Source organism: Paenibacillus sp. L3-i20, assembly GCF_022180385.2.
GTDB lineage: Bacteria > Bacillota > Bacilli > Paenibacillales > Paenibacillaceae > Pristimantibacillus.
On record NZ_BQME02000001.1, the window covers coordinates 2,339,569 to 2,361,767 of the forward strand.

The 22,199-nt window shown below is 40.9% G+C and carries 18 protein-coding genes, 1 other RNA gene and 1 pseudogene; 19 read left to right on the plus strand and 1 reads right to left on the minus strand.

The genetic code is table 11. From position 1 onward, the window contains the following. The first annotated feature begins 16 nt into the window (after positions 1-16). From eno to MFF31_RS11055, 11 genes are all read left to right on the plus strand, one after another. Positions 17-1,309, plus strand: a complete 1,293-nt coding sequence (gene eno, locus MFF31_RS11005; RefSeq protein WP_238188039.1) for a phosphopyruvate hydratase — start codon at positions 17-19, stop codon at positions 1,307-1,309. 162 nt (positions 1,310-1,471) lie between these two features. Then, on the plus strand, positions 1,472-2,164 hold the full coding sequence (locus MFF31_RS11010; protein ID WP_238188040.1) for a copper homeostasis protein CutC: 693 nt from the start codon (positions 1,472-1,474) through the stop codon (positions 2,162-2,164). Positions 2,165-2,247: 83 nt separating this feature from the next. Beyond that, positions 2,248-3,015, plus strand: a complete 768-nt coding sequence (locus MFF31_RS11015) for a sugar phosphate isomerase/epimerase family protein (protein ID WP_238188041.1) — start codon at positions 2,248-2,250, stop codon at positions 3,013-3,015. A 102-nt stretch (positions 3,016-3,117) separates the two neighbouring features. Further along, positions 3,118-3,354 (plus strand): preprotein translocase subunit SecG, encoded by a 237-nt coding sequence (secG, locus tag MFF31_RS11020; protein ID WP_238188042.1) that lies wholly within the window; start codon positions 3,118-3,120, stop codon positions 3,352-3,354. A gap of 166 nt (positions 3,355-3,520) precedes the next feature. Beyond that, a complete protein-coding gene (gene rnr, locus MFF31_RS11025; RefSeq protein WP_238188565.1) occupies positions 3,521-6,445 on the plus strand; it encodes a ribonuclease R in 2,925 nt (974 codons plus the stop codon). 285 nt (positions 6,446-6,730) lie between these two features. After that, positions 6,731-6,931: a cold-shock protein gene (locus MFF31_RS11030; RefSeq protein ID WP_197938460.1), complete on the plus strand. Its 201-nt coding sequence runs from the start codon at positions 6,731-6,733 to the stop codon at positions 6,929-6,931. 181 nt (positions 6,932-7,112) lie between these two features. Continuing rightward, positions 7,113-7,595: an SsrA-binding protein SmpB gene (gene smpB, locus MFF31_RS11035; protein WP_238188043.1), complete on the plus strand. Its 483-nt coding sequence runs from the start codon at positions 7,113-7,115 to the stop codon at positions 7,593-7,595. Between the two features lie 283 nt (positions 7,596-7,878). After that, positions 7,879-8,245: a transfer-messenger RNA gene (gene ssrA, locus MFF31_RS11040) on the plus strand. Positions 8,246-8,433: 188 nt separating this feature from the next. Then, the gene (locus MFF31_RS11045; protein WP_238188044.1) at positions 8,434-8,796 is read left to right on the plus strand and encodes a hypothetical protein; all 363 of its coding nucleotides are present in this window, start codon (positions 8,434-8,436) and stop codon (positions 8,794-8,796) included. A 477-nt stretch (positions 8,797-9,273) separates the two neighbouring features. After that, positions 9,274-9,672, plus strand: a complete 399-nt coding sequence (locus MFF31_RS11050) for a (deoxy)nucleoside triphosphate pyrophosphohydrolase (protein WP_238188045.1) — start codon at positions 9,274-9,276, stop codon at positions 9,670-9,672. 154 nt (positions 9,673-9,826) lie between these two features. After that, positions 9,827-12,727, plus strand: coding sequence for a DEAD/DEAH box helicase (locus MFF31_RS11055; RefSeq protein WP_483874646.1), 2,901 nt, complete (start codon positions 9,827-9,829; stop codon positions 12,725-12,727). Between the two features lie 329 nt (positions 12,728-13,056). Here the strand turns inward: MFF31_RS11055 and MFF31_RS11060 are convergent, their stop codons facing one another. Continuing rightward, on the minus strand, positions 13,057-13,305 hold the full coding sequence (locus MFF31_RS11060) for a hypothetical protein (RefSeq protein WP_238188046.1): 249 nt from the start codon (positions 13,303-13,305) through the stop codon (positions 13,057-13,059). A gap of 118 nt (positions 13,306-13,423) precedes the next feature. Between MFF31_RS11060 and MFF31_RS11065 the strand changes: the two genes are divergently transcribed. The 8 genes and pseudogenes from MFF31_RS11065 (at position 13,424) to MFF31_RS11100 (ending at position 22,199) form a co-directional block, all read left to right on the plus strand. Continuing rightward, positions 13,424-13,645, plus strand: a complete 222-nt coding sequence (locus MFF31_RS11065) for a helix-turn-helix domain-containing protein (RefSeq protein ID WP_238188047.1) — start codon at positions 13,424-13,426, stop codon at positions 13,643-13,645. 228 nt (positions 13,646-13,873) lie between these two features. Beyond that, complete coding sequence (locus MFF31_RS11070; protein ID WP_238188048.1) at positions 13,874-14,179, plus strand: hypothetical protein; 306 nt, start codon at positions 13,874-13,876, stop codon at positions 14,177-14,179. Between the two features lie 96 nt (positions 14,180-14,275). Then, entirely contained in the window at positions 14,276-15,241 is a 966-nt protein-coding gene (locus tag MFF31_RS11075; protein ID WP_248565460.1) for a hypothetical protein, read from the plus strand. Between the two features lie 40 nt (positions 15,242-15,281). Continuing rightward, a complete protein-coding gene (locus MFF31_RS11080) occupies positions 15,282-15,818 on the plus strand; it encodes an early set domain-containing protein (RefSeq protein ID WP_238188050.1) in 537 nt (178 codons plus the stop codon). A gap of 871 nt (positions 15,819-16,689) precedes the next feature. Further along, a pseudogene (locus MFF31_RS11085) lies at positions 16,690-17,877 on the plus strand (family 8 glycosyl hydrolase); the annotation flags it as partial. Between the two features lie 246 nt (positions 17,878-18,123). Next, positions 18,124-18,987 carry a discoidin domain-containing protein gene (locus MFF31_RS11090; protein WP_238188567.1) on the plus strand — a complete coding sequence of 288 codons (864 nt, stop codon included), beginning with the start codon at positions 18,124-18,126 and terminating at the stop codon, positions 18,985-18,987. Positions 18,988-20,011: 1,024 nt separating this feature from the next. After that, the gene (locus tag MFF31_RS11095; protein ID WP_238188051.1) at positions 20,012-20,488 is read left to right on the plus strand and encodes a hypothetical protein; all 477 of its coding nucleotides are present in this window, start codon (positions 20,012-20,014) and stop codon (positions 20,486-20,488) included. 7 nt (positions 20,489-20,495) lie between these two features. Further along, positions 20,496-22,199, plus strand: coding sequence for a hypothetical protein (locus MFF31_RS11100; RefSeq protein ID WP_238188052.1), 1,704 nt, complete (start codon positions 20,496-20,498; stop codon positions 22,197-22,199).

The following is a 22,199-nucleotide window of genomic DNA, read 5'->3' on the forward strand; positions in this document are numbered from 1 at the left end:
AAGGAGTGTTTACATCATGTCAATTATCGTTGACGTTTACGCACGCGAAGTATTGGATTCCCGCGGAAATCCAACAGTAGAAGTAGAAGTAACTCTTGAGTCCGGTGGTAAAGGTAGTGCAATCGTTCCATCTGGCGCATCCACAGGCGCTTATGAAGCTGTTGAGCTTCGTGATGGCGACAAATCTCGTTACCTTGGCAAAGGCGTACTTAAAGCGGTTGAGAACGTTAATGCAATCATCGCTCCAGAAATCATCGGTCTTGACGCTCTTGATCAAGTAGCTATCGACCGCAAAATGATTCAAATTGATGGTACGCCTAACAAAGCTAAACTTGGTGCTAACGCAATTCTAGCTGTTTCCATGGCTGTTGCTCGCGCTGCTGCTGACGCTTTGGATGTACCTCTTTACACTTACCTTGGTGGATTCAACGCTAAGACGCTTCCAGTTCCAATGATGAACATCATCAATGGCGGCGAGCATGCTGACAACAACATCGATGTTCAAGAGTTCATGGTTCTTCCAGTTGGCGCTGCTGACTTCAAAGAAGCTCTTCGCATCGGTGCGGAAATCTTCCACAACCTTAAAGCTGTATTGCATGATAAAGGTCTTAACACAGCTGTTGGCGACGAAGGCGGCTTCGCTCCTAACCTTGGTTCCAACGAAGAAGCAATTACAACAATTATCTCTGCAATCGAGCGCGCAGGCTACAAGCCAGGCGTTGACGTATTCCTAGGTATGGACGTTGCTTCCACTGAGTTCTTCAAAGATGGCAAATACGTACTTGCTGGCGAAGGAAAATCCTTCACACCTGCTGAGTTCGTTGACCTTCTAGCTTCATGGGTAGACAAGTATCCGATCGTTTCGATCGAAGATGGCTGTTCTGAAGATGACTGGGATGGTTGGAAGTTGCTAACTGAGAAACTTGGCAGCAAAGTTCAACTCGTTGGTGACGATTTGTTCGTAACGAACACTGAGCGTCTATACGACGGTATCGAAAAAGGTGTAGGTAACTCCATCTTGGTTAAAGTTAACCAAATCGGTACATTGACTGAAACTTTCGACGCTATCGAAATGGCGAAACGCGCTGGTTACACAGCAGTTATCTCCCATCGTTCAGGCGAAAGCGAAGACAGCACAATTGCTGATATCGCAGTTGCAACCAATGCTGGTCAAATCAAAACTGGTGCTCCTTCCCGTACGGACCGTGTAGCTAAGTACAACCAATTGCTTCGCATCGAAGACCAATTAGGTTCAACAGCTCAATACGGCGGCAAAGCAGCATTTTACAACTTGAAAAACTTCAAATAAGTTATTAGCAGTTTAACTGCTGATTATAGAGAAAGAGCATGCCCGATAGGGTGTGCTCTTTTTTTGTGTGTTGCTAAAGACTGGCGACGAGTGGCGATAATGATACAATTGAGGAACAAGGACGGGATATGTTATTTAGTTCGAAGATAGGGGAGCCGAGTAATGATCATCGAAGTAATAGCCATTAGAGTTGAAGATGTTGAGATTGCAGCTGCAAGTGGTGCAGATCGGATTGAGCTTGTCACTGGTATTGCTGAGGGCGGGCTAACGCCTAGCGTAGGTTTAGTTGAAGCTGCGGTGAAGGCGTCTTCGCTTCCGGTTAACGTAATGGTAAGACCTCATAGCCAGTCGTTTTGTTACAGTGAAAGCGATATGACGATTATGCTTAGAGATATAGAGGTCATTCGAGCAGCAGGAGCAGCGGGTATCGTAATAGGATCATTAGATGTTGATGGGGATATTCATATCGGACAATTGGAGCGATTTATTCGCACAGCGGAAGGGCTCGATATTACATTCCATCGTGCTTTCGATGAGGTGCAGGATAAACAAACGGCTTTACATGTACTTGCTCAATATCCACAAATAAGCCGAGTTTTAACAGCCGGTGGGACGTTGCCGGCACTACAATCTACCGAGTCAATTCGTGCTCTGCAAGAGACCTCTCATGGGCTAGCCATTAAAATTATGGGCGGCTATGGTTTGAATGGTGACAACGTCAGTGACTTCCTGCGCGCAACGGGCGTTCCAGAAGTCCATTTCGGCTCGGGAGTTCGACATAATGGAAGTTTCTTAGAGGGGATAGCTAGTGAGCGAATCGCTCGTATACGTACTATTTTGAACGGAGCTTCTTAGAAGCAATATTCCAAAGTATCTCTCTGATGTACAAAGCGCATAATGAAAGTATAGTGTGCTGCATAGGAAAAGGGAGCTAAGGAATGGGAAAAAAGCCGATGGTCGGAATTCAAATGTATTCGCTGCGTGACGAGGCAGAACGAGATTTTTTGGGCACATTGGAAAAAGTAGCAGAGATGGGATATGAGGCAATTGAGCCTATGGGTTATTTCAATGCGAAAGCTCCGATTCTTAAGGAGAAAGCGGAACAAGTGGGACTAGTTATTCCGTCTACATTCATTTCGTTAAACTTTAAGGTGCCTGGAAAGCTGCAAAATGATTTTGCAAAGGAATTGGACTATGCAGGATTGTTAGGTGTTAATTACATCGTTACACCTTGGATTCCGATTCAAGAGCAGCCTACAATGGATGATATAATGTTCCTGTCAGAAGTGTTGACGCATTGCGGTCAGCAAGTGAAGGATGCAGGCATGAACTATGCTCTTCATCATCATGATTTTGAATTTAAACTCGTAGAGGGGAAACCAGCGATTGATCTTTTATTAGAGCTTGTACCTGAGGAACTAATTGCTGTGGAGCTCGATTTAGGCTGGGTCTATATGGCGGGATATAGCCCTGTTGACTACATTCGAAAGTACAAGGGAAGAGTGCCTCTTGTCCACATCAGAGACTTTGCCCAAGGTCGTAAAGATGTTGAGCTTGGAGAAGGTGTTGTGGGTTGCAAAGAGCTGCTTAAGGAGCTAGAACCTGCTGGAGTGGAGTACTTATTTGTGGAGCAGGAGCATTTTCTGAAGAGCTCATTACATTCTGCTCAAGCTAATATTGATTATTTGAAAAAATTGGGGTACTGAAACTGGAATTGAATATAAACTTGTACTATTGTAAATCCTGATTGGCTATGGTACAATCGGCTTATGTGTTTTTAGGGATCGGCTACGCTGGAGGTGGATTGAATGGAAATCACATTGAAGATCTTGCTTGTATTATTTTCAATCGGCTTGATTACAGTCGTATTGCTTCAGAAGGGTAAGAGTGCTGGCTTGTCTGGTGCGATTACTGGTGGTGCAGAGCACTTATTCGGTAAGCAAAAAGCTCGCGGTTTAGACCTGTTTCTACAGCGTTTGACAGTAGCATTTGCGGTTGGATTTTTTGTTTTGTCACTTGTTGTTTCATATTTCGTTCAAAAATAATAAGACTTCTGTAAAAAGCGAGGATTTTCCTCGCTTTTTTTGTTTTTTCCGGGCAATAGCGGATGCACGACTTCCATATCGTGTATACTACATGGTATATGACATTCTATAAACCGTTAGCAGGGCTATAGTTGCGGCGGTTCCTTGAGGAGAACAATTATTGATGATGGATAAAGAGCAGGAATTGCTTGATTTTATGAGAGAGACGGCATACAAGCCGATGACGTATCAAGAGCTAGAGGTACACTTTCGTATAGAGGGTGCAGCTGAGTTTAAGGAATTTCTAAAGCTGCTTAATAAGCTTGAGGATGAAGGCAAGGTTATTCGGACACGAAATGAGCGCTACGGTGTGCCGGAAAGAATGAATCTGCTACGAGGCAAGATTCAAGCCCATGCGAAGGGATTCGCTTTTCTAATACCGGATGAAAAGGATCATCCTGATGTGTATCTTCACGCTAATGATTTGAAGAGTGCAATGAATGGAGATATCGTATTAGTTCGTATTACGTCGCAGAGCGAGGGCGGCGGACGTATGGAGGGTGAGGTCGCTCGCATCGTTCAACGTGCAGTTACGCAGATCGTAGGCACGTTCGAAAATCACGAGGTGTACGGATTTGTAATACCAGATGATAAACGGATTAATCGGGATATTTTTATAGCGAAGGGTCGTTTCCAGGGCGCAGTTTCAGGGCAAAAGGTTGTTGTGCGGATCGTCACTTATCCGGAGGGTCGTTCAGCAGCAGAAGGCGAGATTTTGGAAGTGTTAGGTCACAAAAATGATCCCGGCGTTGATATTCTATCGATCATTCGCAAGCATCAATTGCCGGAGGGTTTCCCTGAAGAAGTAATGGCTGAGGCAGAAGCAGCGCCTGACGTCATTACAGAGGAAGAAATTAAGGAGCAAGGTCGCCGAGATTTGCGCAAAGAAGTCATCGTTACGATTGACGGTGAAGATGCTAAGGATCTTGACGATGCTGTTCATGTGAAGATATTGGAGAACGGCAACTACTTGCTAGGCGTTCATATCGCAGATGTGGGCTACTACGTGAAGGAGAGATCCGAGCTCGATCAAGAAGCGTTCCGCAGAGGGTGCAGCGTCTATCTCGTAGATCGAGTTATCCCTATGTTGCCGCATCGTTTATCGAACGGTATTTGCTCGCTAAATCCACAGGTGGATCGGCTTACGTTGTCCTGCGAAATGGAATTTGATGTGAAGACGCTGAAACGGGTACGTCATGATGTGTTCACGAGTGTTATTCGTACGACTGAACGTATGACGTATACGAATGTGAAACGTATTCTGACTGCGAGCGAAGAAGAGCCTGAGACAGAATTGAAGGAGCGTTACGCAGATCTACTGGGTATGTTCTCAAGTATGGAGAAGCTTGCTATGCGTCTGCGTTCGCAAAGAATGAAGCGAGGCGCTATAGATTTCGACTTCGTGGAGTCGAAAGTGATTGTCGATGAGGCTGGAAAAGCTGTCGATATCGTCAAACGTGAGCGTTCGGTAGCGGAGCAAATTATTGAGGAGTTTATGCTTGTTGCGAATGAGACAGTAGCGGAACATTTCCACTGGCTGCGCGTGCCTTTCTTATACCGTATTCATGAGGACCCGGATCAAGAGAAGCTGCTTAAATTTATGCAGTTCGCTTCTAATTTTGGTTATGTCGTTAAGGGTAAAGGCAATTCCGTTCATCCTCGTGCGCTACAGACGCTGTTAGAAGAGATTCAGGGCAAGAAAGAAGCAACTGTGATCTCTACGATGATGCTTAGATCGATGAAGCAGGCTAAGTATGATGCGGAGAGCTTAGGTCACTTTGGACTTGCGGCGGAGTTCTATTCCCACTTCACATCGCCAATTCGCCGCTATCCCGATCTTGCTATTCACCGAGTTATACGTGAGGTGCTGGATGGAAAAGGTGCGCTCACGGAATCAAGACATGGGATGCTAACTGCTCGTATGCCAGAGATTGCGCAGCACTCGTCTGAGCGGGAGCGTGTAGCGGTCGATGCGGAGCGGGATACGGATAAGTTGAAAAAGTGTGAGTTCATGCTTGATAAAGTCGGCGAAGAGTTCGACGGTATTATTAGCAGTGTAACGAGCTTCGGTATGTTTATTGAGCTCGATAATACAGTAGAAGGCCTAATTAGACTCAGCGATTTGTCTGATGATTACTACCACTTCCATGAGCTTCATATGGTGCTGATCGGAGAGCGCACCTCGAAGGTATACCGAATCGGCGACGAAGTGAAGATTCGTGTCGCACGTGTCGATATGGAAGAGTTTAATATCGATTTCGAAATGGTCGATATGAAGCCGCGCGGCAGTTACAGAGGAGTAGCAGATGCAGGCTTTGGCGCAGGCGGTGGACGTAAGCGCGGGGGCTATGGCAATCGAGGCGGATCAGGCGGAGGACGTGGCAGTTCCGGTGGTGATCGTGGAACAGGAGGTCAAGGCGGAACTGATCGTGAACGAAGAGGTTCAGGCCGTGGAGGACGCGGAGGCGGAGGCGGAGGCCAAGGCGGTACTGGTCGCCCTAGCGGCTCAGCAAGCAGCGGTGATAATGCTAATGGAGCGCAACGTCGCATCGCTGGCAATGCAGCTGGAGGCAAAGGGAATGAGCGTGGGAAGTTCAAGCAAGGTCGCCCAGGCGGTAAACCTCAAGGCGGCAGCAATCCATGGGGAGACAACGGCGGCATCAGCGATCCCGATAGTCCGAAGACTAAGGGAGTGTCTGGGGGCTTTGCATCGGAAGGTGAAGGTACAAGTCGGACTAACGCTAGTGAAACGGAAACACGTAGTCGTAATGATTCACGAAAAGACATGTGGGGTCTTCCAATCCGTGGCGGGGGTGGACGTAATACTGAAGCCAATCGAGATGATCGAGGCGGCAATAATGACAACAGAGGTAAGGCTAAAGACGGGGACGGCGGACGTCGCAACAACACAACAAGTAGAGGCGTTTTCAAAGCAAAACCGAAATCGGACGCAGTTCCTGTTGACGTAAGTATAGTGAAAAAGAAGAAACGTAAAAGTAAAGGTAGCTCTGGCAACGCAACAGCAGCCTTTGTTCGTAAAAATCGCAAGTAATCCGAGTTGCATAATGGAAAATATAAGGTGAATTTCAGGGCGGCATTTCTTTTTTCCTTTGAGGGAATGGAAGTGCCGTCAACTGGACATAATGGGAAAATATATTTAAGCTTGTCACTTGCTTTTTGTCTGCTGGTATAGTAAACTCAAGGCAATCGATGATATGAACCTGAATTCACATATTGAAAAGGGTGTCATTAGAGTCATGAAACCCTTTTCAATGTGTGAATTTTTTGTTTAAAGACGAAACAGGCGCATATTAATAAATTTTTGGAGGTTTTACACATGCAACAAGGTACAGTAAAATGGTTTAACGCTGAAAAAGGTTTCGGCTTTATCGAAGTTGAAGGCGGAAACGATGTTTTCGTTCACTTCTCAGCAATCTCTGGCGACGGCTTCAAGACTCTTGAAGAAGGCCAACGCGTTGAGTTCAACGTTGTTCAAGGCAACCGTGGACCACAAGCAGAAAACGTAGTTAAGCTTTAATAGCTTAATCTCGGTTAGACCGTTCTCGACCTTTGGTTGAGGCGGTCTTTCGCATTTTTTGGGGAAGTATTATTATATGGAAAGTCTACCAGCTGGTGCTGTTGATTTTCAAATGTAAAGTTGCTACAATGAACCAACAGAGTCGCTGATCTTGAAGGCAACAGAAATGAGGTGAACTAGCATGGGCGCTAAGAAAAATGATGGTAAGCAGCTCGCACAGAATAAGAAGGCATCCCATGACTATTTCATTGAGGAAACCTTCGAGGCGGGTATGGTACTGATGGGAACGGAGATCAAATCGCTACGTAATGGTAGAGCGAACATAGGTGATGCGTTCGCAACGATTCGAAATGGTGAAATCTTCATCCACAACATGCACATCAGTCCATTTGACCAAGGCAATATTCATAACCCAACCGATCCAACACGTACAAGGAAGCTTTTGCTGCACAAGGCGCAGATAAGCAAGCTGCTAGGACTATCGAAGCAGGAAGGCTACTCTATCGTGCCACTGAAGATTTATGTGCGCAACGGCTACGCTAAGCTACTGATTGGACTTGGTAAAGGTAAGAAGCAGTTCGACAAGCGCGATACAGCCGCGAAGAAAGATGCACTGCGTGATATCCAGCGTGCGCTCAGGGAGAAGCAGAAGGTGGCTAGATAATCCACTATTTCCATGGATGGATTACGCCAGAACTACCAGCAACAACCCCGAGCTTTTTTGAAGAGTTCGTGGTATACTAAGTGTACGGCAACGACGTATTGTGCCAGTACGAAATGTGTAAGCTAAGGATTAAGAAATACGAATTAACAAATAGATGTACTGATATGTGCAGTCAATAGATTGCCATTGATCCAGAAGTCCCGTTTTGTCAGCTAGACGTTTGGTTGTCCGTTATTGGCTTCGAGAGATCGGAGCGGGACATACGCAGCGTTTATGCCCAATCGGGGGCGTTTATGGATTCGACGGGGATTGGACGAGCGCGTGTTAGCGGGTAGCAGGGAGTCGTCTGCTTCATCAACGCTAAAGCCTATTAAACGGCAAACAACAAAACAACTACGCTTTCGCAGCCTAAGAAACTGTGTGCGTGCTTCTACCCAGCATCGTCCATGTGACTGGAATAGGGGCTAACAAGTAGTGGAATACGCTGTCACATCTCCGCCTGGGGTGTGCTGAAGAAGACAATCAGGCTGACCTATAGAGTACCGTGTTGCAGGGGGACTCCATAGGTGACATCAAAACTGCAGCTACACCCGTAGAAGGCCGTGTGGCGTGATCTTCGGACAGGGGTTCAAATCCCCTCGCCTCCACCATGTAGAACCCCGACCGCAAGAGGTCGGGGTTTTTGCTATTGTTAATAAACGTACCCTTTACAATGTTTCTTTGCTAGACTGATTTATATGAGAGTAATTGCTGGTATTCAATTTCGTTTTTTTGCTGTATGTTTTAGTTATAACCTTTCTACGTGCACAATAATCTGTATACGGGCTGGTGAATCTGAATGAGCGAAAAATTTTGGTTAGTGGTACAGTATCCTCTCAAAAGCGAAAAAGGCAGCCAACGTGACCACTGGTTAAGGGATACAGTAATGGAATACTTGGAGATATCTTTAGCAAATGCTAACTTAGGCCATGTTGATGGCTTTGATAGGGGGAAATGCATTTCGGATCCGAAAAAATATGCGCTTAATATCTTTTGTGTCATTACGGAAGAAGAGCGGAGCATAGCCTTGGTAAAAAAGATTTTAAGAGATAGTAGACTTGATTATACACGTATAAAAATTGCTACAATGCCCTATGGAAAAGAAGAAACATATGCTTTGAAATATTCCTATAAAAAAGGCGTTACCGATTTTTCACTATAGCATGGAATAGGTATGGTGATTAGGTCAGGAGAGGATAAAATCAAATAGTAGCTAATTGGTGGTCTACTATTATTATGTAGTTTTGAACGAAATGATGGTTTGGACTTAATTAGTAGGGTTAGAGTATTTAAGTCAATGGAAAATCCGATCTCGTGAGGTGGTATTATCCCCTCCAAGATCACTTATTGCCTCATGTTATCACATAGGTTTTTAAGAGTGTCTACTTGAAGGGTCACTTCACAGAGATCGGTTTTTTTGTTTTTTATGTTGATTTGGAATTGAAGAAGTCGTTAGTTACATTTAGTAAAATGGAAGTAAATGGTACTATTATGTTCGGAGTTGTGGTTTTTACAAAGCTAATAATGAGTCGCCGGGCGATAAAGGGCTGTAGCTCTATCACTAATATCTTTAAAACTTGCCCACATCACCCACGACAAGTATGATAAAAGCAATAAAACATTTGGATAGGTGGATGTTATGAAGAAAAATATTTATGTTGTTGGGGCTGTAATTGAGCAAGAAGGTAAAATTTTATGTGCTCAGCGAGGGGCGAACCAGTCATTAGCTCTTAAATGGGAGTTCCCAGGAGGTAAGATTGAGTCGGGTGAGACAGCGCAAGAAGCGTTGCACCGTGAAATTAAAGAAGAGATGCATTGTACAATTGCAGTTGGTGATCATATTGATGATACAACGTATGAATATGATTTTGGGATCGTACATTTGACGACTTTCTATTGCAGACTTATAGAGGGAACACCAGTTTTGACAGAACATGCTGCTATCAAGTGGTTACCATATAAGGAATTAGATACACTAGACTGGGCTCCTGCTGATGTACCTGCAATTCAAAAAATTATGGGTCAACATACTAGGTAGTTAGCTAGATACCGCTATTACTATACTCTAAAACAAATTATTGAAGAGGACATCAGCATGAAAAGTGCAGAAGTCCTCTTTTTTCCATTTATTTGATTGTGATATGTTTCCAGTAGCACTACAATTAAGCTAAAACTAAAGTGAGTGGTAAAACTTGACAAACACAACCCATAATATGGCACCCACGTCGTATAGTAATATTATGCCCACATTAGATGAGAATCTTATAAATTACTCCCCTCAGTTATTAATCAATAATCCTTCTAAAAATGTAAATATACTTTCAACTGTTTTAGAGCAGTTATCTCAATGTCAGTCTTTTATGTTCATAGTTGCCTTTGTGACAGAAAGTGGATTAGCAACTTTGAAAACTCATTTTTATGATTTGAAGCGAAAAGGAATCAGAGGAAGGCTATTAACTTCCACTTATTTATACTTTAATCACCCTAAAGTTTTTCGAGAACTTTTAAAAATATCAAATATGGATGTGCGTCTTACAGACCTAAAGGGTTTCCATTCTAAAGGGTACATCTTCAATAATGAAGAACATCATGCACTTATTATCGGTAGCTCAAACTTGACTGCAAAAGCATTGAAAATGAATTACGAGTGGAATGTTAAGCTTGTTTTAAACCCAAATGATGAGTTAATGCTAAAGATACGTGATCAATTTGAAGAAGTATGGCATAGCGCGAGTTCACTAAACGATGCTTGGATTATAAACTATGAGAAAACTTATGTTCAATATAGAGCCAAGATGATTATTGAAGAAGAGATGGCTGCTTTAGCACATGAGTCAAAGGATTCGACGCTAAGTACAACCATTGAGCCTAACAAAATGCAACAAGCTGCTCTATATAATCTTAATAAGGTGCGAATCGATAACCAGCGAAGGGCATTAGTCATATCAGCAACTGGGACAGGGAAAACCTATCTATCAGCTTTTGATGTAAGGAATTTTGACCCTAAAAGAGTGCTATTTATTGCTCATCAAGAACAAATTTTAATTAAAGCTAAGTCAGATTTCTTACAAGTTATCGGAGGACTTGAAGGAGAATATGGCCTATTGTCTAGTACCAACAAAGGGATAAATGCAAAATATTTATTTTCAACTATTCAAATGATGTCAAAGATCGATGTATTGAATCAATTCAATACCGAAGATTTTGATTATATTTTGATAGATGAGGTACATAAAGCAGGTGCTAGTTCATACCAAAGGGTTATTGATTATTTCAAACCTAAATTTTTGCTAGGGATGACTGCTACTCCTGAAAGGTCGGATGATTTTAATATTTATCAATTGTTTGATTACAATGTAGCCTATGAAATTCGACTACAAGAAGCATTAGATGAAGATATGTTATGCCCATTTCATTATTTCGGAGTTACTGATCTTGTTCTTGATGGGGAAGTTATTAATGATACGACAATGTTATCTAAGCTAGTTACGGATAGTCGTGTGGATCATTTAATCGAAAAAATAGAGTATTACGGATTTTCAGGTAGTAAGGTAAAGGGGTTAATTTTTTGCAGTCGAAAAGAGGAAGCACAACAGTTAGCCGTAGCTTTAAATAATAAAGGATATAAAACGATAGCACTTACAGGAGAAGACTCAATTAATAGAAGAGAGATGAAAATACAGGCTCTTGATAATGGTGAGTTGGAATATATTATAACTGTTGATATTTTTAATGAGGGAATTGATATCCCTTGTATTAATCAGGTTGTTATGTTGCGTAATACCCAATCCAGTATCGTTTTTATACAGCAACTTGGTCGTGGTCTGCGCAAGCATAAAGATAAAGAGTTTGTAACGATTATTGATTTTATTGGTAACTATAAAAATAACTATTTAATCCCAATCTCACTTTCGGGAGATCAATCTTTTAACAAAGATAATATTCGTAGAAAGATGAAAGATAGTAGTTATATAAATGGTGTATCTACGATTAATTTCGAGGAGATTGCCAAGGAACAGATTTATAAGTCAATTAATGATGGTCGACTAACGGATCTTAAGAAATTGAGGGAAGCGTATCAAGAGTTGAAAAATAGAATTGGTCGCAGACCATATCTATACGATTTCATAGTCAATAATTCAATTGACCCTGTTGTAATTACAAAAGCATACCCTAGCTATCATGAATTTTTAACTAAGATCAATGAAGATGTGCCAACGTTAACTCCATACGAACAAAAAGTTTTAATTATGTTATCCATGGAGGTACTTGATGGGAAACGAGCACATGAAGCTATATTACTTGATCTGTTAATGAGTCAAAAACACGTATTATTGGTTGATTATATTTCTGCTTTGGAGCAAAAGAATTGTCGAGTTGATGAAGAAACGATTGCATCTGTTTTTGGAGTTATGAATTTATCATTTTTTGTAAAGGCTCAACAAGAGAAGTATGGGAATAAGGCTATTTGTCATTTGAATGACACTAACGAAATAACACTAAACGATGATATCAGTGGAAGCTTAAAAACGAATTCATATTTTAAAGAAATGATATCCGATATTATCGAATGTGCGAAACAAAAAGCAAAAGATTATGATTCTACTCAACCTCTGACGAAATATCAAAAATATACAAGGAAAGATGCTTGTAAGCTTTTGAATTGGAAGACTGATGAAAGCTCAACTATGTATGGATATAAGACTAAATTCGGTACTTGTCCGATTTTTGTAACATATAATAAACATGATGAATTAGATTCTGGTATTAAGTATGGCGATGAATTTTTATCACCAACGATCTTTAAATGGTATACCAGAAGAAATAGAACGTTAAAGTCAGAAGAAGTACAGAAAATCATAAGGGCAACAGAAAACCAGATAGACGTTCATGTTTTCATAAAAAAGAATGATGATGAAGGAACAGATTTTTATTATTTAGGAAAAGGAACCCCAGATCAATCATCCGTACAGCAGACGGTCATGTCCAATAATGAGAACAAGGAAGAGCCTGTTGTCCATATGAATATGATTATGGAAAGTGCAGTTGATTATAAGTTGTATAGTTATATTAAAACGGATTATTTGAAATAATGGTATTTACTACCTATTAAGATAAAGGCTTTGTCCGGTTTAAATGAGGCTAAATTAAATTGCAATGTGGGATGTACTCCACCATTTATTTATTAGATCCACCTATCTGCCCTAGAAAGCGAATTACGGTCTTATACAGTTACGATTCATCTCTCCCTAATGAAACATCCCGACCACTTAAGGTCGGGATGTTTCATTAGGGAGAGATACAATTTTACTAATGCAAATATAAAGTTGTACAGCTGTGATTGTATAGATATGTTGTAAAAGTAATTGTAATAAGAGATTGAAATCCAGCAGCTATGATATTTGCGGGAAGTGCTGTTATTTTAACTTTTCAATAATTTTATCTTATTAGCCAACAAGCTTTTCTCTAATTTCAAATGAAGTAACTCCGTTTGCAAGTCTTTTTCGATGGTATGGATAGCAGTGAGTATGGACTCGCCGATTTGTGGATCTTCTTTACCCGAAATGTATTGAAAAACTACTGAAATACAGCCCTCACAGATCTCAATGTTTTGTAATAACTCTTCCTCTTCCGCAACTAGCTGTTCATAGACACTAATCATTGCATCCATATACTTCAGCTCCATTATATTGATAATTACGCAAAAGCGTACCATTTATTAATTTATTATATGATACGCTTTTGCGTATAGTCAATGGGTAAATTAAATAATAGTTGGTGATCGGAAGATGAAGAAAGTAGTTGTCAAAATTCCTGAATTGATTAAAGAACATAAAATAACATTGAGAGAGCTATCGCGTCTGTCCGATGTTAGGCATGCTGCTTTGAGTGAGTTATCGAATGGGAAAAGAGAGAATATCAACTTTAGCCATATTGAAAGAATTGCAGATGCACTTAATGTTAAAGATATTAAGCAAATTATTGACCTAGTGGAAGTACAGGAAGAATAGATAGTAAAACCCCGACCTCAAGAGGTCGGGGTTTATTTTTGTTGAGGAAATTATGCATCAATGAAAATTATAAATAAGTATGCTGAATCAAGAAGGGTAGGAGGTAAATATGGAAATTAATTGAAATTTGTGAATAGTCGCTGTTATCTCCTAAAATTCTACTATTTTTCATCTTCCATTCTTTATAATCTATTAATGTGAAACCTAATTTATTGAGATAGAGGAGAAATGTTTAAGAAGTTGAAGTGGCTAAGTTTGATTATTCTAGTCATGGTAATGTCAGTAATGTCTGCATTGCCAAGTGTAGTAAGTGCACATGTAGAAGAAAATTCGAATGTAACAGCCAAACAGATTCATACGGAAGACGGTTCAGATGTGATCACGTCAATTCCATTATGTGCGAATGGCTTTGTGGAACCACCGATAAATGTGACATCTATTACGACAAACTCAGCAGTTGTAGATGTGAAATTCCCGATCTCGGGTAATGTCAGTAACAAGCTTTCGATACAATATTATAATTTTGAGAAATGAGAATATGAATTAGTAGAAGAACGAGGAAATAATGCGGCCGAGGAGGGGGGTTATACTTTTACGAACCTAAAGCCCTATACTATGTATTCAGCTAGGATGAGATATACGGACGGTGGGAATGAAACGGGATGGGATATTTTATTTCATACGCACATTCCATCTAATTCTGTTTCTTGGCAATACCGCATGAAAGTAGGTATACCCGATAACGTTGATTCGCCTACTTTTAGAAATAAAGTATTAGATCAATTAGGGGCAGTAGAGAATAACTTAAACACTGCGGGATTCAATAATAGTTCACCTCTTACGATCATTCCTATATTTTTTACGTATCCAAATACACAAGAGGGAAGCGATGCAGCACTGGAGATGAAACTTCCAGATGCTGATGGGAAGTTAGTTTATAGTAACTTTACTCAGCGTAGTTACTATCATCAAGATGATAAAGCGATTCAATTTGGAGCCTATAGCAAGGAAGGTTGGTTTGATCAAAACCATACGGCAATACTTATTCATGAATTTGGCCATTACTTAGGAAATGCATTTGATCTATATCAATACGATGTGTTGAGCAGTTCCTCGAATCCAATTAGTGGCGATACGTATGAATCACCGCCCTCTGTTATGAACAATAGCTATGCTACTACGGCTTGGGATCAACATTCAATTAATCTAATTAATGCGACTAACGGATTTATCCCAACATCGAATGAATCGTACAAATATTTTCCGAAGAAAATAGCTGTTTCAATTACTGATGTTCAAGGTGTTCCGGTGGAGGGAACAGTAAAGTTGTATCCAGTAGATAGTGGAGATAACTCAAAAGTTAATCCGAATCCACTAGTCACTACGCAAACGGTAAATGGACAATCCGTATTTGCTTCAAACCCATTTTTAATAAAAGGACCATTTGGTACATCTATTATTATATACAAAAACTTTTTAGTTGAAGTTGTACTTGCCAATGCAACAAAGTTGTATCAATGGATGCCTATTCATGATGTGCATAATGCTTTTTTTTACAAATCCGAATGCAGAATTTACTCTATCATTCGTATATGATTCAAACAGTCATCTAGGAGATTTTTCTGGGACAGCCAAGTTGCATAAAAAATCGGTTGAATTAAATTGGAGTAAGTCTAATGGGGCATTAAGTTATGATATTTATAGATCGATAAATAATAGTGAATTCAAAATACTAGCTCAAGACGTAAAGGGTACGACATACAGCGATGCAGCAATTATAGATAAGTTTACTCACCAATATAGAATTATTGCTAGAAATGGAGCGATTTCAAAAACGATATCAGCGCCGATAAAGATTCATGTACAGATTCCGATATTAGCAACAGGAAAACCAGGCAACATTTCGTTGTCACATAACAATTGGAGCAATTTAAGTGCTTTTAATATTCGTTTTGATATTCATTGGGGGAATAACGGGACGTCTTGGAAGTTGTATGAGGATGGAGGAACAGCTCCAATACACACGGGTACTCTCATAGACAATTCTCCGAATGCACAATCAGCAGAGTATGCCATTACGGGTAAAGCACCTGGTGTTTACAAATATAAGATAGAAGTAACAAATTCATTTGGGATGACAACGAGTAATGAAATGACTGTAACGGTCAAATAAAGTAATAGGTTAATGAAATAGAAATGTAAAAGCTTCGAGACTATTGTAGTCTTGAAGCTTTTGTTTATGCAGAAGGATGAGTGTATACGATTTTTTGTTTGCTAGCACTGAAAATCTCAGACACTTTAAAATGTAAAATTGTATGTTCAATGGAACGAGTTTCTAAAATCCAATGTAAATACATTTGTTGTGCTTTTGAAAAGTTTACTAAAATATAGCGGATGTTCGAACCCCGGTAGGTAAGCAATTTCACTAATTGATATCTCTAACTTGACTAAGTCATCCATTACCTTCTCAATTAATTTGTTGTGAATATGCTTTTGTACGCTCTGTACAGTCAATTTTCCTCATCACATCCTGCTTCAGTGCTATCAATGTTAGCAATAAGTAAGGTCTGTCCGGGCGACACCTACGTAATGCCATCATTATTTTAATTAATAAAGTGGAATGGGCTTGGCGTATTCATCGCACTTTTCAAGATTGCTCGATAATTCATGGTTAGAAGAAGATCAGAAGTATTAACAAGTTGCAGCAGAGAATATCATTTGGGCCGCCTAGTGGTGGGGATTTCACTATGTAAACGGTCGAGTAACCGTAAATAGTATCATTCTTTTAAATTTTTTTAAAAAAAGGATGTTCAGGGGATTCGAGATATGCTATTTTATAAGCACATCATCGTTTTCCTTTTTTTTTATTCAAAAGTTAAAGCGCTTAAACTTTTGTGGGAAGGAGGCAGTTCATGCTTTAAGTGGTCAAACCATTATAAGGAGGAGTTATTGTGAATCCAATGAAAATCGTGTTTAAAGCTCCAAGGCTAAAACCGGTATTAATTGTTATACTCGCAACGTTACTCTTATTGACGCTTATCGTTATTCCGGCTCCACGGCAAGACGTTGTGCACGCAGCTGGCGAATTAAAACCGTTTCCACAGGCAGTGAACTACGCGGGCATAATTAAACCTAATCATGTAACACAAGCTGCAATGAATACGGCTGTATCCACTTATTATGACTACTGGAAAGCCCAGTATTTGAAAAATGATTTATCCTCGCTCCCTGGGGGCTATTATGTTAAAGGCCATGTTACGGGAAACCAACAGGGTTTCAATGCCCTTGGATCGTCAGAGAGTCAAGGATATGGAATGATTATTACGGCATTAATGGCAGGGCATGATGCCAATGCCCAGAGCATTTATAATGGGTTATTTAAAACGGCAAGAGCATTCAAGAGTGCTAAAAACGCTAATCTGATGGGCTGGATAGTTGCTGACCATATCAATGCTCAGGGACACTACAGATCAGCTACTGATGGAGATTTGGATATTGCTTATTCCTTGCTTCTTGCCCATAAGCAATGGGGATCAAGCGGAACAATCAATTATTTGGCAGAAGCTCAAAATATGATTACAAATGGTATTAAAGTTAGCAATGTAACAACAAATAATCGTCTAAATTTGGGTGACTGGGATTCAAAAAGCGCATTGAATACTCGTCCATCTGACTGGATGTTAGCGCAGCTTAAAGCGTTCCATGAATTTACTGGTGATCAGACGTGGCTAAATGTCATTGACAATTTGTATAACGTTTATACAACATTTAGCCAGACGTATTCACCAACTACTGGACTCATCTCAGATTTTGTCATCAACAATCCACCGGAGCCAGCAGGTGAAGGTTTCTTGGATGAGTTTCCAGAAACCAATATATATTACTATAATGCAAGCCGTGTACCGCTCAGGATCGTGATGGATTATGCAATGTATGGAGATACGAGAGGTAAGGCAATTGCTGACAAGATGGCGACATGGGCTAAAGGGAAAGCAAATGGCATACCGGGCAACATAAGGGATGGATACCAGTTGAATGGAACGACTTACGGAGGCTATGCGCCTGCCGTATTCGTTTCCCCGTTTATAGCGGCGAGTACGACGAACACTAGCCATCAGGCTTGGGTTAACGCGGGATGGGACTGGATGAAAAACAAAAAAGAAAGTTACTACAATGATTCTTATAATTTGTTGACGATGCTGTTTATGTCCGGAAACTGGTGGAAACCAGTCGTAGGAGGAACAACAGACAACCAAGCACCAACCGTACCTGGAGCATTGGTAGCAAATGCGTCTTCCAGTAGCACGATCAATCTAAGCTGGAACGCTTCAACTGATAATGTCGGCGTAACGAGCTACACCATTTTCCGAGGGGGTAGCCAGGTCGGAACTGCTACGGGCTTGTCGTACGTTGATTCTGGTCTGACTGCAAGTACAGCTTATAGTTATACAGTTAAAGCCGTTGATGGAGCTGGAAATATGTCAGGTAACAGCAACATTGCAAGTGCAACGACCCTGCCGTCTTCTCCAGTAGGTGTCAACTTAGCGCTTAACAAGCCAGCGACCGCTAGTACAACGGAGGGCACAGGTTTTGAAGCATCAAAAGCAACTGATGGCAGCAGCTCAACTAGATGGGCGAGTGTGGAGGGAGTAGATCCACAGTCGATTTATGTTAATCTGGGATCAAGCCAATCTGTTAACAAAGTAAAATTGAATTGGGAAGCTGCCTATGCTTCAGGTTATACCATTCAGCTATCCAATGACAGTGGAACACCGACAAATTGGACGACTGTTTACAGCACGAATACAGGAGATGGAGCAGTTGATGACATTACATTCCCTGCGCAAAACGCTAAGTATGTGAGGGTGAACGGTACGGCAAGAGGTACGGCTTATGGATATTCACTTTGGGATTTCGAAGTATATGGAGCGTCAATAACTGTTGCCAATTTGGCAGCAGGCAAGACGACAACTACAAGCTCAGTTGAAGGAGCGGGGTTTGAAGGAAACAAAGCGGTTGACGGTAGCGCCGCTACTCGTTGGGCGAGTGTGGAGGGAGTAGACCCGCAGTGGATCTACGTCAATCTTGATTCAAGCCAATCCATCAATAGAGTGAAGCTGAATTGGGAAGCTGCTTATGCTACTGCCTATACGGTTCAAGTCTCAAATGATGCGGGAGCCCCAAGCAATTGGACGACCGTATACACAACGACATCCGGTGATGGCGCTGTTGATGATTTGACTTTCAACGCAACTCAGGCAAAATATGTGAGAGTACATGCAACAGCGCGAGCTACAGCATATGGTTACTCGCTGTTCGAATTTGAAGTATACGGAGCATAGGCATGTAAGAAGAGCTATCTATTAAAAACGAAAACAGCTGACCGCAAGAGTCAGCTCTCAGGCTGTCGAGAAAGTATCGACAGCCATCTTTATGTCTAAATATTTTAATGCAACACTGCGTTAATATATGGTAATAATATAAACTACTAAGCAGGGCGAAATTGGTAATGTAACGATAACAAACATGCATTCATGTGCGAGTAATAACTTGTTCCGCTTGATCAAGATCTGCCGATTCTCCTGTCAACTTACACGATACCGCAAGTTGACTTCTACGAAGAATTGGAAATGAGATTTACGGTTCGTGAATAACTAGATAAGCTCGCTAATTGTATAAAGCCGTGCTTTCCCTTGCAGGAGGCTCGGCTTTATTGATTCAGTTAACCTAAATACGATGAGTTTGACTGAGCAGATGGTTAAAATAGAGAATGCCTGTCGCTTAGCGGCACAGACCTTCATTAAAGGTCATTGTGTATAGCACAATGACCTTTAATGAATAGGCAAAAAGTTAATGTCATTTATAGTAAATGTAATAAAATTACTTATAATGAGAATTTAATGATCTTAGTATGGCTAGTTATTGCTTATTTATTTGTACTGGATGGTTAAGAAATTCAACATCCAAAACCAGTGATGTACTCCCTGAATGAGAGAGAAACTAGATAGAACAACACAAACTAGCTCGGGAAGCATAGACTTCTCGGGGCTGGTTTTTCTAATACAGTATTATTACATTTATAACTTGCTCAGAAGTATAAGCAATTCGTTTTATATCAATAGTGGAAACAACTAGTTTTAGAATACATCCATAAGAGAGATGGCACCATTTGAACTATAAATTGTATGTGTCGATATATTTGGACAGGGGGTCAAATTCCATCACCTCCATACTCACCATGGAAAAACCGACCTTATAAGATTAACTATCTGAGGTTCCTAATACAGTAAAGTTCAACATATCCCGACATGATATTCCATGATATACTAAATTAAACCAAATGAATATATAGTTCTTGGAGGTACTATGCGGAGACCAATATTAGGACTTAACACACAAGTGGAAACCCGTCTGGATTATACGCCTAGGCAGCAAGTCGTAGCTCGTTTAGAAGGAGTTGCACTAGAAAAGAGATTGCGTACGAAACGCTCAAGCTCTTTCGTTGAAGCGATGACTAAGCTTGATGTTAGCGGTATTGTTGCAGTTAAGGGAGAAGTTCAAGAGTTAATTGATCAAATTGCGAGTGAATTTCCTGAGCTAACGGTGGAGCAACTTGCTCTAGGTATTGTGAGCAAATGTTATCTGGGAAATCCTTATGAAGTTCATTCGCTAGATACTAGATTACAGATTCTCGATCATTATAAACGAGGAGAAGCAGCACCTAACGGTATGGAAAAAGCTAGAAAGTTGGCTATGCATCCTGCTTATGCTTACATTGAGGTATACACGAATATGATCTGTGCAGTATCCAAATCCGGGGAAGTATCTATGATTAAGGAGTAGATGAGCGATGTCAGATCGAATAATTTCAACGGCTAATTTGAACCAGATTGAAAATTCATTGAGCGCAATTAATAATAATGTTCAAACCGTACATCGTAAGGTTGGTGCTGTGGAGCAGCAACTGGGAGATACGCAGAGCGATCTTGCAGTGCTTGCGGAAGAGTTCCGTGAATTTGTTCGTCAAGATGCTTTGATTAAAAATGTCCAGCTAGCAGAGATGAGGCTTGTTAAGGTCAGACAAGAGCTTGAAAATAAATACGGTCACTATGAGGATGTTCGGCGGAAAGCGATTGGCATATTGCAAGCCGTTGACAGCAGTTTGGTGCGTAAGGATACCATTGAGAATGCTTCAGAAGAGCAACTGCTCGCTGCTCCACGTTATTGGTTGGCACCATGTTTAATCGCACTATCTGCTTGGCTAAGTGATAATAAGGAACTGGCGGAGAAGGCTGTAGTTGAAGCCTTGCGAAGAGATGATGAGAAGACATCCTTGTTTTTTGCATTGGTTACACGCCGAGGAGGCCGTTATCAATCAAGCCGTGCTTGGTTGGAACGATATTTTGGCCAGCAAGATCCAAATGAGCTCAAGAGAGAAATTGTTGTTTTGATCGACGGTTTCTCAAATGGAATATTTGGTCCAGAAGCCAGATCGAGATGCGGACTATTAATTAAAGGCTGGTTGGACGAGCTTTCGCAAAAAGCGGGCTTTATAGAAATACAGCGGGATCAATGGAAGAATGCGCTTTACTCTCGTAAAGAAAAGCTAGATACTACAAAATATCCACATTTGCAAAAGTATAGTCCGACATGGCCCCAGCTTCAACATGCGCTTGAGGGTGCAAAACTGCATGATATTATTTTTCAATATTTCAATTTTATACTTACGCAAGAGATTATTCCTTCGAAAAACTTGGCTTTTGCAGTAGACCAACTACTCGATATATTAGTTCGTGAATTCGATGGAGAAGAGCTACCGTTGCGCCGTGAAGAACGATTAAATGAATTAATTGTTAAAGAAGAAGGAGACAAAAATACAGCCCAGCATTTGTTCGCGAATGAGAAGGTCGTGGAGGAAGGACTTAATTTTACCCAGCTTCTAACCAATTTCTCCATGTATCCGGTAGAATCAAATGCTTCAGTTGCTACCCAAAAGCTGGCTATAGCATTATCGAAAGAATGGATTACTCATGCTCATGATGATCTGACGGCCGAAAATCGTAATGCACTCCCTATAGATATTCAAATTACATTGGATGATTGGGCGGGCTATTCGAGGGACGGAAGTAATGAGGGAGAACTGATCTCCAGTTTGCAACAGCATATTCAATTGAAGAAAGAAGATGTGTTGAGAAGAAACAAACTTGGCGCCAAACATTGGGTATCATTGGTTGCAGGTATTGGTTTCTTTTTGCTAGGTTTAGGCACATTATTTTTGTTTATTGTATCGGCAATATGTACGTATATTTTCATACAAGGCCTGCGGAACGTAAGGGCGAATGTTAAAGTAATCGAGCAGAATTATGAAGAAATTTTTGCCAATCATAAACAAATTTTAGTTGCAACGTTAAGCGATATTGTAGATTATCGCCGAGAATACGAGATTGAGGATGCAAAAGCAAGTAAAGTAGCCGAGCTGCTTGATCAAGTGACACCAGATCAATATACATATTCGACCTATGATTCTGCCAGAGCGGTTATCTCGTCAAAATAA

Excerpts from the sequence above, each read along its gene's own strand:
- eno (WP_238188039.1), top strand. The coding sequence starts at position 17 with ATGTCAATTATCGTTGACGTTTACGCACGCGAAGTATTGGATTCCCGC.
- MFF31_RS11010 (WP_238188040.1), top strand. The coding sequence starts at position 1,472 with ATGATCATCGAAGTAATAGCCATTAGAGTTGAAGATGTTGAGATTGCA.
- MFF31_RS11015 (WP_238188041.1), top strand. The coding sequence starts at position 2,248 with ATGGGAAAAAAGCCGATGGTCGGAATTCAAATGTATTCGCTGCGTGAC.
- secG (WP_238188042.1), top strand. The coding sequence starts at position 3,118 with ATGGAAATCACATTGAAGATCTTGCTTGTATTATTTTCAATCGGCTTG.
- rnr (WP_238188565.1), top strand. The coding sequence starts at position 3,521 with ATGGATAAAGAGCAGGAATTGCTTGATTTTATGAGAGAGACGGCATAC.
- MFF31_RS11030 (WP_197938460.1), top strand. The coding sequence starts at position 6,731 with ATGCAACAAGGTACAGTAAAATGGTTTAACGCTGAAAAAGGTTTCGGC.
- smpB (WP_238188043.1), top strand. The coding sequence starts at position 7,113 with ATGGGCGCTAAGAAAAATGATGGTAAGCAGCTCGCACAGAATAAGAAG.
- MFF31_RS11045 (WP_238188044.1), top strand. The coding sequence starts at position 8,434 with ATGAGCGAAAAATTTTGGTTAGTGGTACAGTATCCTCTCAAAAGCGAA.
- MFF31_RS11050 (WP_238188045.1), top strand. The coding sequence starts at position 9,274 with ATGAAGAAAAATATTTATGTTGTTGGGGCTGTAATTGAGCAAGAAGGT.
- MFF31_RS11060 (WP_238188046.1), bottom strand. The coding sequence starts at position 13,305 with ATGGATGCAATGATTAGTGTCTATGAACAGCTAGTTGCGGAAGAGGAA.
- MFF31_RS11065 (WP_238188047.1), top strand. The coding sequence starts at position 13,424 with ATGAAGAAAGTAGTTGTCAAAATTCCTGAATTGATTAAAGAACATAAA.
- MFF31_RS11070 (WP_238188048.1), top strand. The coding sequence starts at position 13,874 with ATGTTTAAGAAGTTGAAGTGGCTAAGTTTGATTATTCTAGTCATGGTA.
- MFF31_RS11075 (WP_248565460.1), top strand. The coding sequence starts at position 14,276 with ATGAGATATACGGACGGTGGGAATGAAACGGGATGGGATATTTTATTT.
- MFF31_RS11090 (WP_238188567.1), top strand. The coding sequence starts at position 18,124 with ATGTCAGGTAACAGCAACATTGCAAGTGCAACGACCCTGCCGTCTTCT.
- MFF31_RS11095 (WP_238188051.1), top strand. The coding sequence starts at position 20,012 with ATGCGGAGACCAATATTAGGACTTAACACACAAGTGGAAACCCGTCTG.
- MFF31_RS11100 (WP_238188052.1), top strand. The coding sequence starts at position 20,496 with ATGTCAGATCGAATAATTTCAACGGCTAATTTGAACCAGATTGAAAAT.